We start from the raw sequence: 15,002 nt of genomic DNA, 5'->3' as shown, positions 1-15,002 counted from the left end.
ACTCGAACCAGGCAGCGAGAGGAGACTCGAACCGGGCAGCGTGAAAGCCGACACCTCAGGCAGCCAGAGGGGCGGCGGCGCACCCAGACAACGAGAGGCTCGTGTGTCAGCGCTTCTTCAGCCGCAGTCGTGAGTAGGTGAACGCCAGCAGCAGCATGCTGATGAACGCGAGCACGGCGTAGGCGATGGCGCTGTGAGCGATCGATGTCTCCCACAACGTGATCCGCTGTGGTGCGGCGACGTTGATGTTGTACAGGTCGACGCTGCCGGCGGCGGTGACGTAGCCCCAGAACGACGGGAAGATCCACGACAGCTGCTGCAGGCCGGCACCGTCGAGCTTGAACAGGCCGCCACAGAAGACGAGCTGCACCATCACGACGATGACCAGCGGCGGCATCACCTGTTCGTTGGACTTCACCGCCGACGAGATCGCGAGTCCGACAAGGGTGCTCACACACGCGAGCACGGCGACGGCGAACAGCAGGGCCAGCGGTGGCGGCAGGACCGGGCCGCCGAAGTCGGGCAGGCCGCGACCGGCGAAGGCGATGCCGACCATGATGATGGTCTGCAGGATGGCGGCGATGAAGAAGACCACGATCTTCGCGAACAGGTAAGCACCGGGGCGCAATCCGACGGCTCTCTCCCGCTCGAAGATGTCGCGCTCACCGACGAGATCGCGGACCGTCAGGGCCGCACCCATGAACGCCGCACCCACGACGAGGACGACGAGAATCTGGATCGCCTCCGCACCGTCCTTGGGTGGCGGCGCATTCGGGATCACCTCGAGCCGGGCGAAACCGCTCGACCCCGGGATGACCAGCGTCAGCAGTCCGAGGACCACCGGCAGCAAGACCAGGAACACCAGATAGCCGATGTCGGCGAAGACGAGCCGCACCTGGCGTCGGGCGATCGTCGACGCCTGTCTGGTGAAGCTGGTGTGCGGCACCGGTATCGGCGGGCCCGGGGGCCGTTGCGGCGGAGGCGGATTGGGTGTGCGTCGATGCCGTTCGAGGTAGCGCGTGTGCGCGGCGTCGGGCTGGTCGGCGACGTAGGCGAAGATCTCCGCCCAGTCGGAGGTCCCCATCTCCTGCTCGACCTGCGCGGGCGCGCCGCAGAACGACGTCTTGCCGCCCGGAGCGAGCAGCAGCACCTGATCGCACATCGACAGGTACGTCAGCGAATGGGTGACCACGAGGACGACGCGGCCGGCGTCGGCGAGGCGACGCAGGGTCGCCATGACCTGACGGTCGAGTGCCGGGTCGAGACCCGATGTCGGCTCGTCGAGGATCAGCAGCGACGGACCGGTGAGCAGCTCCATCGCCACCGATGCACGCTTCTGCTGGCCACCGGAGAGCTTCTCGACGCGGGTGTCGACGTGTTCGGTCAGCTGCAGCTCGCTGAGGACGCCGTCGATGACCCGGTCGCGGTCCTCCTTCGACAGGTCGGGTGGGAGTCGCAACTCGGCTGCGTACCGCAGGGCCTGCCGCAGCGTCAGTTTGTGGTGAAGGACGTCCTTCTGCGGGACCATGCCGATACGGGTGCGGAGTGCGTCGTATTCGGCGTGGACGTTGCGACTCTCGAAGGTGACCAGACCGCTCGTCGGCGAGTTGAGGCCCGCGGCGATCTTCGACACGGTCGACTTGCCTGCGCCGGACGGGCCGATCACCGCGGTGAGTGTGCCGGGACTTGCGCTGAAGTCGACGTCGGCGAGGAGGCGCTTGCCGCCGTCGACGACGAGGCTGACCCCGTGCACGTGGAGGCCATCGGCGACCGCCGCACTCTCCTGGCCGCGCATGAGGGTGCCGCCGGACACCACGAAGTCGCTGTTGCCGATCGTGACCACGTCTCCGTCGGACAGCGGTGCGTTGGTCACGCGCCGGCCGTTGACGAAGGTGCCGTTGACGCTGCCGAGGTCGTCGATGACCAGGACGCCGCCGCGGCTCGACACCTGCGCATGGTGGCGGGACGCGAGGACGTCGCTGACGACGATGTCGTTGTCCGGTGTGCGGCCGATGCGCTGCACGCCGCGCAGCGAGATCGATTCGCGCTCGGGCGGAGTCGGCGCCCCCGGGAGCCGATAGACGGCGGAGACGTTCTGTTTGAGCGCCTGCAGATGTGGGGCGTTGCGTAGCTCGGCGGGCATGGGTTCCGGCGCACCGGGGCGAGAGGGACCACCCGGGGCTCGTGACGGGATGCGGCCCGACGGCGGCATGTTCGGTCCGGGATGGCCGGCGCCGGCGAACCCCGCCGACCGGGGGCCCGGCGGGAACGGGCCCGGCCGGGCCGGTGAGGACGGCATCCGGCCGCTGGGCGGCGGCGGGTAGGCGGATGGATCGATGACCAGGTCGACGATCGGGCCGGTGCTCACGTCGCCGAGCCGGACCTGTGTCGGGCCGGCGATCACCATCTCGGCCATGCGTCGGCCGCCGGCGAAAAAGCCGTTGGTGCTGCCGATGTCGACGAGATACCAGGCGGTGCCGCGCCACTCGATGGCGAGATGCCGACGCGACACCATCGGATGATTGATCACGATGTCGTTGTCGGGTTCCCGACCCAGGGTGATGCGCGGGGATTCGCCCAGCGGATGAGGCGCCCCACCGTCGACGATCACCCGACCGCGAGCCATCGATGTACTGTTCATCGCCGCCAACTTTAGTGCTTGACGACGGTTTTCATGCCGTTCTGTACAGCAGACGACCGACCCCGTGGGGAGTCGGTCGTCTGCTGGGTGAGGCGCGTGTTACAGGTACTGACCGGTGTTCGTCTCGGTGTCGATGGCGCGGCTCGCCCCGGAGGACTTGCCGGTGACCAGCGTGCGGATGTAGACGATCCGCTCGCCCTTCTTGCCCGAGATGCGAGCCCAGTCGTCCGGGTTGGTGGTGTTGGGCAGATCTTCGTTCTCCGCGAACTCGTCGAGGATCGAATCGAAGAGGTGCTGCACACGCAGACCCGGGGCACCGGAGTCGAGCTGCGACTTGATCGCGTACTTCTTCGCACGGTCGACGACGTTCTGGATCATCGCGCCCGAGTTGAAGTCCTTGAAGTACATGATCTCCTTGTCGCCGTTGGCGTAGGTGACCTCGAGGAACCGGTTGTCCTCGCTCTCGGCGTACATCCGCTCGACGACCTTCTCGATCATCGCCTTGATGCAGGCCGTGCGATCGCCGCCGAACTCGCCGATGTCGTCGGCGTGGATCGGCAGTTCCTCGGTGAGGTACTTCGAGAAGATGTCGATCGCCGACTCGGCGTCGGGACGCTCGATCTTGATCTTCACGTCGAGGCGGCCAGGACGCAGGATCGCGGGGTCGATCATGTCCTCGCGGTTCGACGCACCGATCACGATGACGTTCTCGAGGCCTTCGACACCGTCGATCTCGCTGAGCAGCTGCGGGACGACCGTGGTCTCGACGTCGGAGGAGACACCGGAACCGCGGGTGCGGAAGATCGAGTCCATCTCGTCGAAGAACACGATGACCGGGGTGCCCTCGGACGCCTTCTCCCGGGCACGCTGGAAGATCAGCCGGATGTGACGCTCGGTCTCACCGACGAACTTGTTCAGCAGCTCGGGGCCCTTGATGTTCAGGAAGTAGGACTTCGCCTCCTTGGCGTCGTCGCCACGGGCCAGCGCGATCTTCTTCGCCAGCGAGTTGGCGACGGCCTTGGCGATGAGCGTCTTGCCACAACCGGGCGGACCGTAGAGCAGCACGCCCTTCGGCGGCCGCAGCTGGTAGTCGCGGAACAGGTCCTTGTGCAGGAACGGCAGCTCGACGGCATCGCGGATCTGCTCGATCTGCCGACCCAGACCACCGATGTCCTCGTACCCGACATCGGGCACCTCTTCGAGGACGAGGTCCTCGACCTCGGCCTTGGGCACCCGCTCGAAGGCGAATCCGGCTTTGGTGTCGATGAGCAACGAGTCGCCCGGACGCAGCTTGCGGCGCTTGCCGTCCTCCGCGTCGACCTCGCCCAGCAGCGGCTCGGCCAGCCACACGACGCGCTCCTCGTCGGCGTGACCGACGACCAGCGCCCGCCTGCCGTCCCCGAGAACCTCGCGCAGCGTGCTGATCTCGCCGACCGTGTCGAACTCGCAGGCCTCGACGATGGTCAGGGCCTCGTTCAGACGCAGCGTCTGACCCTTGGTGAGGGTTTCGGTGTCGATGTTCGGCGAACAGGTAAGCCGCATCTTGCGGCCGGAGGTGAACACGTCGACGGTCGCGTCGGGGTACACGTCGAGCAGGACCCCGTATCCGCTAGGCGGCTGACCGAGACGGTCGACCTCCTCGCGCAGGGCGACGAGTTGCTGACGCGCCTCCTTGAGGGTGTCGAGCAGCTTCGCGTTGCGTGCCGTGAGGCTGTCGACGCGTTCCTGGAGGCTTTCGGTGTCTGCCTGACGTCCGAACGACGGGCGTTCGGAACCACTCCGCGCAAGAGGCGGGGTGTAGGCAGGGGTGAAGCCCTCTTCGGGTGCACTCGCGCTCTCGGGGACCGCGCGGTCCCCGGTGGCGTCATGGCGGTCAGATTCGGTCATTGCTGACTCCTCTCCCCGGCAATCACCCGATCCCTCGATCGGAATGCTCGCGCCGTATCCCTACGCTACCGGCACGGACGCAGAATCGCCCTTCACCCGCCAAATGGCGGTGTTGACGGTGTGTTAAATGTGCGCCTTCGCAACGGAATCGCGATCTTGCGGCCTGTGCGACCGGCCGAACTCACCCCTTCGTGGGCCGACGCTGCGGACGCAACGTGGTGGTGCCGTCGGCGAGTCGGCGGGCGGTGATGAGAAACGCGGTGTGGCCTTGCATTTTGTGCTCGGGACGAACGGCCAGGCCGACCGCCGACCACTCGCGCAGCAGGGTCTCCCAGGCGCGGGGCTCGGTCCAGCACTCCTGCTCGCGCAGCGCCTCGATGACGCGTGAGAGCTGGGTGACGGTCGCCACATAAATGGTCAGGACTCCGCCTGGTTTCAACACGGTGCGCACGACGTCGAGGGGCTCCCAGGGTGCGAGCATGTCGAGGATGACGCGGTCGAAGCGCTCGTTCTGATCGACGTTCGCGAGGTCGTCGACGACGATCTTCCAGTTGTCCGGTCGGCCACCGAAGAAGGTCTCGACGTTGCGAATCGCGTGCTCGGCGTGGTCCTCGCGGATCTCGAACGAGTTCACCTCGCCGTCCGCGCCGACGGCACGCAGCAGCGAACAGGTCAAGGCGCCGGAACCGGCGCCGGCCTCCAGGACGCGGGCGCCCGGGAAGATGTCGCCCTCGAGGACGATCTGTGCGGCGTCCTTGGGGTAGATGACCTGTGCCCCGCGCGGCATCGACAGCACGTAGTCGACGAGCAGCGGCCGCAGGGCAAGGTACTGGGTCCCGCTGGTGGCCGAGACGACGCTGCCCTCGGGGGAGCCGATCAGGTCGTCGTGCGCGATGGCCCCGCGGTGGGTGTGGAACTGCTTGCCCTCTTCGAGGAGCACCGTGAACTTTCGGCCCTTGGCATCGGTCAGTTGAACCCGGTCGCCTACGGCGAACGGTCCGGTGGTGGGCACTGGTGCTTCCTCTCGTGAAGTGGACGGCTCCGACGCTCCGCGACGTACGGAGAACTGTGGTGGTCGGGAGTCCGGTGGGCCGTGAGGACGATACCCGACCGCAGGTGGGTGTCGGACCGGCAGAGTGTCGGGGCCGCGGCCTACCCTGCGAGATGTGAGCACGATGACCGGCACCGACGCCCCCTCCACCAGCGCAGCCCCCGCGCCGGGACCGCCGCCGTCAGAGGCTGCGCGCGGGATCGTCGGACGCCCCCTGGCTCTGTCGCCGTCGCGGGCGGCGGACTTCAAACAGTGCCCGCTGCTGTACCGGTTCCGCGCGATCGACCGCTTCCCGGAGACGCCGACCGCCGCACAGACGCGCGGCACCGTCGTCCACGCGGCGCTGGAGAACCTCTTCGACATGCCTGCCGAACTCCGCACGCAGGATTCCGCGGAACTTCTCGTCGAGGGCGCCTGGGCGGCGTTGTGCGAGGAGGACCCGCAGCTCGCGCGGGTGATCGGCGAGGGCGGCCAGGCGGCGTTCATCGCCGGCGCACACAAACTCATCGCGACCTACTACACGATGGAGAACCCCACCGCCTTCGACGCCGACGCGGTGGAGGAGCACGTCGAGATCGAGGCCGACGACATGTTGATGCGCGGCTTCATCGACCGCATCGACGTCGCGCCGACCGGTGAGATCCGCGTCGTCGACTACAAGACCGGACGCTCCCCCGGCGAGGCCTACGAGGCCAAGGCGCTGTTCCAGATGAAGTTCTACGCGCTGGCGATCCTGCGGACGCGCGGCGTCGTGCCGGCTCGGCTGCAGCTGATGTACCTGTCCGACGGCCAGCAGCTGATCTACAACCCCGACCACGACGAGCTGCTCCGGTTCGAGCGGACGCTGCGCGCGATCTGGCAGGCCATCCGAACCGCCGTCGCCTCCGGCGACTTCCGGCCGCGCAAGTCGCGTATGTGCCGCTTCTGCGAACACCAGTCGCGGTGCCCCGAATTCGGCGGTGAGATCCCGCCCTATCCGGGTCCGCCGCCCGGTTTCGCGGCCTGACCCACACCCCGAGACGCTCGATTATGTAGATACACATAGGCTGGACTCGTGGAGAATTCGTACTACGTACCCGTCAACGCCCCGGCGTCGGACGGCACCAGCACGGCCGGCGACCCGTCGGCGCGATATGAGTACTTCCAGCCGACCGACGCCACCCTGAGCGTGTGGTCGCCGACCATGCAGCACGGCGGCCCGCCGTCGGCGCTGATGATGCGCTCACTCCTGCGGTGCGCTCCGGATCCCGCCCAGCACTTCACCCGCGTGACCACCGAGATCCTCGGCCCGATCGGGTTGGGCGTCAACCGGATTCACGCTCGGGTGACCCGCCCCGGCCGCCAGATCAGTCTGGTCGAGACCGAACTCGATGTGCAGCAGGCCGACGGGACGTTCCGGACCGCTGCCCGTTCCGTGGGCTGGCGCATCCGCGGCGCGGACACCGGCGAGATCGCCAACGGTCCCGCTCCCCTGTCCCCGCTGCCCGACGAACTCGACACGATCATCGGGTTCCCCGACGAGAGCGGCGAGGCGGTGGACTGGGGCACGGTCGGATTCATCGGCACCGTCGAGTCGGCGCGTACCGAAGGTCGCAACGGCATCACCCCGGGAGTCTGGCTCCGGCCGGCCATCCCGCTCGTCGAGGGCGAGAAGACCTCCGACCTGGAGTCGATCTTCACCGTCATCGACGTCGCGAACGGACTGGGCACCCGGCTGCGCCCGGACCGCTGGTCCTGGATGAACACCGACACGACCGTCCACCTGACCCGGGTGCCGAGCGGACCGTGGGTCGGCATCGACGCGCACATGATCGCCGGACCGGACGGCTTCGGCGGCACCTTCGCCGACCTCTACGACACGTCCGGATACATCGGACGGTCGGCGCAGACGGTGATGCTCAACGCCGTCGGCTGACGGCAGACCCTTCGTGACGCTCGCAAGCTCGCTCCTCAGGGAGCAGCGAGGGGCACTCCCATTCTCTTGGATGGGGGTGCCACTCGTTTGCTCCCTGAGGAGGCCCGAGCTCGCGAGGGCCGTCTCGAAGGGGCGTCAGAACCGGCAGGACCGGATGTCGGTGGCCAGGATGGCCTTCGCGCCGAGCTCGGAGAGCTCGTCCATCAGGTTCTGGTGGTCCTTGCGCGGGACCATCGCGCGGACGGCGACCCAGTCGGGGTCGGCCATCGGAGCGACCGTCGGGGACTCGAGTCCCGGGGTGATCGCCGACGCCCGGTCGAGGAGATTCTTCGGGCAGTCGTAGTCGATCATCACGTACTGCTGACCGAAGACGACGCCCTGGACGCGGGCGACGAACTGCTTCTCGGCCTTGGTGAGGTCGGCGTCGCGCCGCGAGATCAGGACGGCCTCGGAGTCGCAGAGCGACTCACCGAAGGCGGCCAGTCCGTGCTGGCGCAGCGTGCGACCGGAACCGACGACGTCGGCGATCGCGTCGGCCACACCGAGCTGGATGGAGATCTCGACCGCGCCGTCGAGCCGGATGATGTCGGCGGTGATGCCGCGGCCGGTGAGGTCGTCGCGCACCAGGTTCGGGTACGACGTGGCCACCCGCTTGCCGGCGAGGTCGGCGACGGTCCACTCCTGGTCGGCCGGGGCCGCGTAGCGGAAGGTCGACGATCCGAAGCCCATGGCGAGCTGTTCGTGGACCTGTGCGCCGGAGTCGCGGGCGAGGTCGCGGCCGGTGATGCCGAGGTCGAGGCGTCCCGACCCGACGTAGATGGCGATGTCCTTGGGACGCAGGAAGAAGAACTCGACGTCGTTGCCGTTGTCGAGAACCGTCAGGTCCTTGGAATCACTTCGTTTGCGGTAGCCCGCCTCGGCGAGGATGGCCGACGCGGATTCGGAGAGCGCACCCTTGTTGGGTACGGCCACTCGCAGCATCTCGATGTCCTTTTCGTGGGGTTGCGCTCAGCTGAGCAGGAGGTGGTGGTCTGTGGTGCCGGGTCGTCCGGTCACAGATGTCGGTACACGTCCTCCAGCTTCAGGCCCCGCTTGATCATCATCACCTGCAACCAGTAGACGAGCTGGGAGATCTCCTCGCCCAGCGATTCGTCGGACTCGTGCTCGGCGGCGAGCCACACCTCACCGGCTTCCTCGATGATCTTCTTGCCCAGGGTGTGCACACCCGAGTCGAGCGCGGCGACCGTGCCCGACCCCTCGGGGCGGTTCTCGGCCTTGTCGCTGAGTTCGGCGAACAGCTCCTCGAATGTCTTCACGATTCCTCATTTTGGCATGTCGCGATACGCGCGAGACCGCCGGTCCATGCCTCGGTGACGTCGTCGAGTCCCAATCCGACGAGAGACTGCCGGAACACCCGCAGCGGACCGCGCTCCACCGGTGCCGCCGATTCGACGACGAGGGTGGGACATCCGGCCGTCGACGCGGCCTGCGCACCGGTCGGGGAATCCTCCACCGCCAGGCATTCCGCGGTCGAGCAACCGAGCAGTTCGGCGGCGCGCACGTACGGGTCGGGGGCGGGTTTGCCGACGGCGACCTCGTCGCCGCAGACCGTGGCGGCGAAGCGGTGGCGGCCGATGGTCTCGAGTGCGACCTCGGTCAGTTCGCGGACCGTGTTGGTGACCAGCACCATCGGGATCCCGGCGTCGGCGACGAGTTCGAGCGCCTCGCGGGCACCGGGACGCCACGGCAGGTCCTCGGCGAACAGTTCGTTCACCCGGTCGAGGGTCCAGCGGCCGTCCGCGTCGGGATCGCGCTCGTCGGCCGACAGCCCGGCCGCGTCGTGCACCTTGGCGAGCGCGTCGGGCAGGGAGTTGCCGAGCGTCGATTCGCGGAGTTCGCGGGTCATGACGATCCCGTGCCGGGTCGCCAGATCGGCCATCGCGATGTCCCAGATCGGCTCGGAGTCGAGCAGTGTGCCGTCCATGTCCCAGAGGACGGCGGCAGGCAAACGGGAGGCGGGATCAGCGGTGTCGGTCACCCCTGCATCATCGCAACCCACCGTTCCGTCGGCTCATCGGCCGGGTAGAACATCTCGATGGTCAATTCCTCGAGCGTGACGTCGCGGGGTGAACCGAACGTGGTCAAGGTGCTGAAGAAGGACAGGATCTCGTCGCCGAGTTCGAGTTCGAACGGCACCAGCAGCGAACCCACCTCGCGCGACCTACCCGACACGTGTCCGCCGTTCAGGCCGGACACGGTCGGATACGACGACACCTCTCGTTCGAGCTCGGCGAGTCGTTCGTCGCCGGTGATGCGCACCATCCGCCGGAGCAGGTCGAGCAGGTAGGACGCCCACTCGTCGAGGTTGTGCGTCATCTTCGCAAAGCCGTCGGGGTGCAGCGACACCCGGAACAGGTTGACCGGTCTGGTCTGGAGCTCGTCCGGGAGCAGGGACAGCAATCGCATCGCGGTGTCGTTGGCCAGCACGACGTTCCACGCGCGGTCGAGGGCCATCCCGATGTTCGGGTTGTGCGCGTCGAGCAGTCTCTTGACCTCCCCGCGGACGCGGGTCATGGTCGCCGAGTCGAGGGGCTCTTCGCTGTAGCGAGGTGCGTGACCGGCCGCGAGGAGGAGCGAATTGCGATCTCGCAGAGGGATGTCGAGTCGTTCGGCCAGCGCGTGCAGCAGCGCCGGACTCGGGCGTGACTTGCCGGTCTCGACGAAGCTCAGGTGCTTCGGTGAGACCCCGACCTCGTAGGCGAGATCGAGCTGGCTGATGGACCGGCGAGACCGCCACTGCTGCAGCAGGGTTCCCACCTCGACGGTCATGGGGTCATCGTAGACAGCTCTCGATCAGTTCGAGTGAGTACGCGATGGTCTGGGCGAGAACGTCTTCGGGCTCGCCGTCGAACTCCTTGCGGGTCGCCGAGACCTTGCCACGATGGTCGAATCCGAACCAGACGGTTCCCGGTGCGGCCTCGTCGGGTTCGGGTCCCGCCTCGCCGGTGACCGCGACGACGATCTCGGCGTCGAAGAGTCGAGCGGTGGTCGCCGCCATGGCGCGTGCGGCGGTCTCGCTGACGACCGGCCCCTCGGGCACCTCGAGCAGACCGAACTTCACGTCCTCGTGGTAAGCGATGACGCCACCGCGGAACCAGTCACCGGCCTGCGGGGCCTTGCTCAACTCGCTCGCCAGGTTGCCGCCGGTCAGCGACTCCGCCACCGCGACGTGCACTCCCTGCTCCACGATCGCGTCGGCCAGACGCGCACAGGTCTCGGAGAAATCGGTCACGTCGGACATCGGTCACTTGCCTCTCGGTCGGTGTGGGGTTCACAGCAGCATCCGGGACGGTATCCGGAACGGGCCCGCCTCAAACCACTCCCTGGTCAGACCACTACCTGGAAGGTAGTAGTGTCCGCGCCCGAATGCGGCCACTGTTGGATTCATGACCCAGACCAACACAGACCGGCCCACCACCGTCCTGATCTCCCCGGCAATGGCAGTGCCGGCGCGTGTCTACCGACGGTTGGCAGAGGCATTGACGGGATACGGCCACGAGGTGCGTGTCGTTCCACGCCGCGGCGTGGAAGAGGGTTCGACGCCGCCGTCACGTACCGCGGACTGGTCCTACGAGGACGAGGCCGCCGACCTCGCCGATGCGATCGCCGCCGCTCGCGCCGAGATCCCGGGCACGCGGGTCGTGGTGGTCGGGCACAGCCTCGGCGCACAACTGGTCGCGATGGTGGCGCAGACGTCCGATCACACGCCCGACGGCATCGTCGCGATCGGTGCGTCGGTGCCGGCGTTCCGGCACTACGGCGCTCGCGGTGTGGCCCTCGGCGCGATCGGCGCGGCCGTCGCCCCGGTGTCGGGCATCGTCGGTCACTGGCCCCGACAGGGTTTCGGCGGGCCGACGCCCCGCACGCTGATGAGGCAGTGGGCGCGGATGGTCCTGACCGGACGGGCGCCGTTCGCGCTCGACCGGTCCATCACCACGCCGGCCCTGGCGATCCGGCTCGACGGCGACGAGATCGTGACCGACGGTGCGGCAGCGGCATTCGATGCCGCCTTCGCACCCGAGTCGATCACCCATTGGCGCTACGACGACGCGCAATGCCCGGAGGGCGGGAACACCACGCACATCGGTTGGGTGCGCACGCCCGACCCCGTCGCGCAGCGGATCACGGAGTGGTGTGACGTGCACACGACGGTCGAGTCGGCGGTCACCGAGTCCGGGACGCGCTGACCGGAACGGTCACGGGATCCAGGTCCCCGACGTGGCCTCGATCCGCTCACGGGTGCGAGCAGCCGTTCCGCGTGCCCACGCCCCGGTCGAGACGAACGCGAGGACGAGGACCGCAGCGCCGCACAGCGCCATGCTGATCCATACCGGGCGGGCGGCCGAGGCGAGCCCGTCGGCGACCGATCCCTCCATCCCGGCAAAGGCCACCGCGCCGAACACCGCGACCCCGAGCGCGGTGCCGACCTGACGGCCCGTCGAGGCCATCGCCGACGCCAGACCCGCTTGCGTGCGGGGCATCCCGGACACCGCCCCGTTCGTGATGGGCGCGTTGAGGAATCCGAAACCGAGCCCGAAGACGAGGTAGGCGGCGCCGACGTAGACGAGGGAGGTGTCGTTGCCGAGGCCGGTGAGCAACAGGGCGCCCGCCACCATCCCGACTCCCCCGATCACCATCGGCGTCCGGGCTCCCCGGTCGCCCACGAGCCGACCGGCGATGGGCGCGCAGACCACGGACGCGGCCGCCATCGGCAAGGTCATCAGTCCGGCGTTCAGCGGCGACATCCCGCGCACCTCCTGCAGGTACAGGGTGTTGAGGAAGAGGAAGCCACCGGTGGCGGCGAAGGCGATGACGGCACACGCCACCGAGCTCGAGAACGGCGCGCTCCGGAAGAAGCGCGGGTCGAGAAGGGGCTCCTCGCGGCGACTCTCGTAGGTGATCATCGCGATGAGCGCGCACGCCGAGACGGCGAAACACGCCAGCACTCCCGGCGACGTCCAACCCTGCGGACGCCCCTCGATGATCGCGAAGGTGAGGGTCGCGAGGAGGGTCAGGATCAGCACCTGCCCGACCGGATCGGCGCGACGTGCGTGCTCGGCTCTCGACTCCGGGACGAAACGCATCGTCAGCCCGAGGGCGAACAGGCAGACCGGGACGTTGAGCCAGAAGATCGCCTCCCACCCGATGCCGGAGACGAGCGCCCCGCCGACCACCGGTCCGAACGCGAGGCTCATGCCGAACGCCGTGCCCCACAAGCCGATCGCCTGGGCGCGTTCACGTGGGTCCACGAAGACGTTGGTGACGATCGACAGCGCGACCGGGTTGAGCATCGCCCCGCCGACGGCCTGCAGCATGCGTGCGCCGATCAGCGCCTCCGGTGTGGGCGCGAGCGAACACAGCACCGACGCGACACCGAAAGTCAGCAAGCCGACCTGGAAGATCCGCTTGCGGCCGAAGCGATCTCCGAGCGAGCCGCCGAAGATCAGCAGGCTCGCGATCACCAGCGCATACGAGTCGAGGACCCACTGCAGTTGCGCCGGCGTCGCGCCGAGGTCCGAACTGATGGACGGCAGAGCGACGTTCACCGCAGAGACGTCGAGACCGACGATGAACAGGCTCAGGCAGCAGGTGGCGAGGATCACGAGGCGGTCCCGCCGGGTCAGAGTGCCGTCGGCCGACCGTGCGCGCAGCGCCGCGCGTGCGGCGTTCACGACTCGGCCGCCGTGCGGAGAAGGTCGAGCAGTTCGGCGAGCTGCCCGAGCTGTACCTCGTCGAGGGCGGTGAATATCTCCGGTGCGGTGGCGGGGTTCGCGGTCACCTCATCCACCACCCGGCGTCCCGTCTCGGTGATGGTCACCCGTTTGCATCGCCCGTCGTCGGCGTCGGCCTCTCTCGTCACGAGTCCACGGTCGACGAGGTCGTTGACGATGCCGCTCATCGCCGAGGCGTCCACTCCCATACGCTCCGCGAGGTCGCGTTGCGTCATCGGTCGCACCGCCACGCGACGGAGTGCGCGGAACCGACTGAAAGGGATGTCGATGACCTCGCTGATGCGGGTGCGGGATTCCCTGGCCTGGTCGCGGACGAGGCTGTTCATGGTGAACCACACCTCGGTGGCGGTCTGCGAGCGTACGTCCGCGCCGACATCTGTTCTAGCCATACAACGATTGTAGATTTACAACTATTCGCGACGGCCCTCGCCGTAGGCTGGGATTCAGCAACGCCGAGCGAAAGCTGAGTAGCCATGTCGAAGGTCCTCGTCATCGGACACCGCAACCCCGACACGGACGCGATCGGTTCCGCGATCGGCCTGGCTCGCCTCGAACAGGCACTCGGCGTCGACGCCGAGGCCGTCGCACTCGGCAAGCCCGGTCGCGAGACGGCCTTCGCCCTCGACCACTTCGGACTCCCGGCGCCGCGCGTCATCGAGCATGCGAGTCCCCACGACGTGATGCTCGTGGACCACAACGAACGCCAGCAGAGTGTCGCCGACATCGCCGACGTGACTATCCGCAAGGTGATCGACCACCACCGCATCGCGAACTTCGAGACCGCCGCGCCGCTGTACATGCGAGTCGAGCCGGTGGGCTGCACGTGTTCGATCCTGACGCGCATGTATGCCGAGAGCGAGGTCGAGATCCCCGCCGACACCGCCGGGATCATGCTGTCGGCGATCATCTCCGACACCCTCCTGCTGAACTCCCCCACGACCACCGACTCCGACCGCATCGCCGCGGAGGAACTCGCAACCATCGCGGGCGTCGACCTCGAGGACTACGGGAACCAATTGCTGCGTGCCGGAACAGAACTCGGCGACCAGCCGGCGTCGTCGATCATCGGACTCGACGCCAAGACCTTCACGATGGGCTCGGTGAGCGTGCGCGTCGCGCAGCTGACCACCGTCGACGCCGACGCCATCCTCGCCCGCCGCGACGAGCTCTTCGAGGCCATGGCCACGGAGAAGGAGACCGCCGGTTACGGCCTCTTCCTGCTGCTGATCACCGATGTGATCGCCTGCGACTCCGACCTTCTGGTGGTCGGCGAACCCGTGGATGCTGTCGAACGCGCACTCGGGGTCACCATCGCCGACAGGCATGCCTTCGGCAAGGGCATCGTGTCGCGGAAGAAGCAGATCGTGCCTCAGTTGACGGAGCAGCTGGCGGGTTGAGTCCACCCGAGCGACAGCCCGGACGGATGGCCGCAATACCAGACCACACCGACAAATCCAGGGATCGACTGAGTTTCGATAGTCGTTGCACAGCAACCGAATTGAGAGTACAGTCGAACATATATTCGCAAGGGCATCGGGGGGTGACCGTCTTGACCGAGATCTCGCAGTCCGACGCCCCGGTTTCGCGCGCTTGTGAACTCGTGCAGGAATTGCATCGGATCACCGCCGAACTCCAGGCCGCCGATCTGACGCAGTGTTCGGATGCCGAACTCGTCGACGTCGCTGTCGAGACCGAACGTGCCATCGCGCGACTGAG

General features: G+C 67.7%; 14 protein-coding genes and 1 pseudogene. 5 read left to right on the top strand and 10 right to left on the bottom strand.

Features of this window, described 5'->3' with window-relative positions; translation table 11 throughout:
• Window positions 1-106: 106 nt before the first annotated feature.
• From OK17_RS19205 to OK17_RS19195, 3 genes are all read right to left on the bottom strand, one after another.
• Window positions 107-2,626, bottom strand: coding sequence for an FHA domain-containing protein (locus OK17_RS19205; RefSeq protein WP_461418412.1), 2,520 nt, complete (start codon window positions 2,624-2,626; stop codon window positions 107-109).
• Between the two features lie 114 nt (window positions 2,627-2,740).
• On the bottom strand, window positions 2,741-4,528 hold the full coding sequence (gene arc, locus OK17_RS19200; RefSeq protein WP_461418408.1) for a proteasome ATPase: 1,788 nt from the start codon (window positions 4,526-4,528) through the stop codon (window positions 2,741-2,743).
• A gap of 181 nt (window positions 4,529-4,709) precedes the next feature.
• Window positions 4,710-5,540 (bottom strand): tRNA (adenine-N1)-methyltransferase, encoded by an 831-nt coding sequence (locus OK17_RS19195; RefSeq protein ID WP_461418407.1) that lies wholly within the window; start codon window positions 5,538-5,540, stop codon window positions 4,710-4,712.
• 163 nt (window positions 5,541-5,703) lie between these two features.
• Between OK17_RS19195 and OK17_RS19190 the strand changes: the two genes are divergently transcribed.
• A complete protein-coding gene (locus tag OK17_RS19190) occupies window positions 5,704-6,585 on the top strand; it encodes a RecB family exonuclease (protein ID WP_461418410.1) in 882 nt (293 codons plus the stop codon).
• 48 nt (window positions 6,586-6,633) lie between these two features.
• Window positions 6,634-7,494, top strand: a complete 861-nt coding sequence (locus tag OK17_RS19185; protein ID WP_461418406.1) for a thioesterase family protein — start codon at window positions 6,634-6,636, stop codon at window positions 7,492-7,494.
• Between the two features lie 135 nt (window positions 7,495-7,629).
• Here the strand turns inward: OK17_RS19185 and hisG are convergent, their stop codons facing one another.
• The 5 genes from hisG to OK17_RS19160 all read right to left on the bottom strand — a co-directional run bounded on the left by hisG (window position 7,630) and on the right by OK17_RS19160 (window position 10,795).
• Window positions 7,630-8,475, bottom strand: coding sequence for an ATP phosphoribosyltransferase (gene hisG / locus OK17_RS19180; RefSeq protein ID WP_461418405.1), 846 nt, complete (start codon window positions 8,473-8,475; stop codon window positions 7,630-7,632).
• A 71-nt stretch (window positions 8,476-8,546) separates the two neighbouring features.
• Complete coding sequence (locus OK17_RS19175) at window positions 8,547-8,810, bottom strand: phosphoribosyl-ATP diphosphatase (RefSeq protein WP_006437957.1); 264 nt, start codon at window positions 8,808-8,810, stop codon at window positions 8,547-8,549.
• Window positions 8,807-9,478 (bottom strand): HAD family hydrolase, encoded by a 672-nt coding sequence (locus OK17_RS19170; protein ID WP_461418409.1) that lies wholly within the window; start codon window positions 9,476-9,478, stop codon window positions 8,807-8,809. The genes OK17_RS19175 and OK17_RS19170 overlap by 4 nt, the downstream gene beginning before the upstream one ends.
• Window positions 9,479-9,528: 50 nt before the next feature.
• Window positions 9,529-10,323 carry an MmyB family transcriptional regulator gene (locus OK17_RS19165; protein WP_461418404.1) on the bottom strand — a complete coding sequence of 265 codons (795 nt, stop codon included), beginning with the start codon at window positions 10,321-10,323 and terminating at the stop codon, window positions 9,529-9,531.
• 4 nt (window positions 10,324-10,327) lie between these two features.
• A complete protein-coding gene (locus OK17_RS19160; RefSeq protein ID WP_232715151.1) occupies window positions 10,328-10,795 on the bottom strand; it encodes a CinA family protein in 468 nt (155 codons plus the stop codon).
• 145 nt (window positions 10,796-10,940) lie between these two features.
• Between OK17_RS19160 and OK17_RS19155 the strand changes: the two genes are divergently transcribed.
• Window positions 10,941-11,741 carry an alpha/beta fold hydrolase gene (locus tag OK17_RS19155; RefSeq protein ID WP_232715150.1) on the top strand — a complete coding sequence of 267 codons (801 nt, stop codon included), beginning with the start codon at window positions 10,941-10,943 and terminating at the stop codon, window positions 11,739-11,741.
• Window positions 11,742-11,750: 9 nt separating this feature from the next.
• On the opposite strand, the gene OK17_RS19150 is transcribed toward OK17_RS19155, so the two are convergent.
• Both OK17_RS19150 and OK17_RS19145 read right to left on the bottom strand, forming a co-directional pair.
• On the bottom strand, window positions 11,751-13,226 hold the full coding sequence (locus OK17_RS19150) for an MFS transporter (RefSeq protein ID WP_232715149.1): 1,476 nt from the start codon (window positions 13,224-13,226) through the stop codon (window positions 11,751-11,753).
• Window positions 13,223-13,675 (bottom strand): MarR family winged helix-turn-helix transcriptional regulator, encoded by a 453-nt coding sequence (locus tag OK17_RS19145; RefSeq protein ID WP_461418403.1) that lies wholly within the window; start codon window positions 13,673-13,675, stop codon window positions 13,223-13,225. The genes OK17_RS19150 and OK17_RS19145 overlap by 4 nt, the downstream gene beginning before the upstream one ends.
• An 84-nt stretch (window positions 13,676-13,759) precedes the next feature.
• Between OK17_RS19145 and OK17_RS19140 the strand changes: the two genes are divergently transcribed.
• Together OK17_RS19140 and OK17_RS19135 are read left to right on the top strand one after the other, a co-directional pair.
• Window positions 13,760-14,683, top strand: coding sequence for a manganese-dependent inorganic pyrophosphatase (locus OK17_RS19140; protein ID WP_461418402.1), 924 nt, complete (start codon window positions 13,760-13,762; stop codon window positions 14,681-14,683).
• Between the two features lie 143 nt (window positions 14,684-14,826).
• Window positions 14,827-15,002: pseudogene (locus tag OK17_RS19135) on the top strand (HNH endonuclease); the annotation flags it as partial.

Source organism: Gordonia sp. GN26 (assembly GCF_054823965.1).
This window is presented reverse-complemented; position numbering and strand designations above follow the sequence as displayed.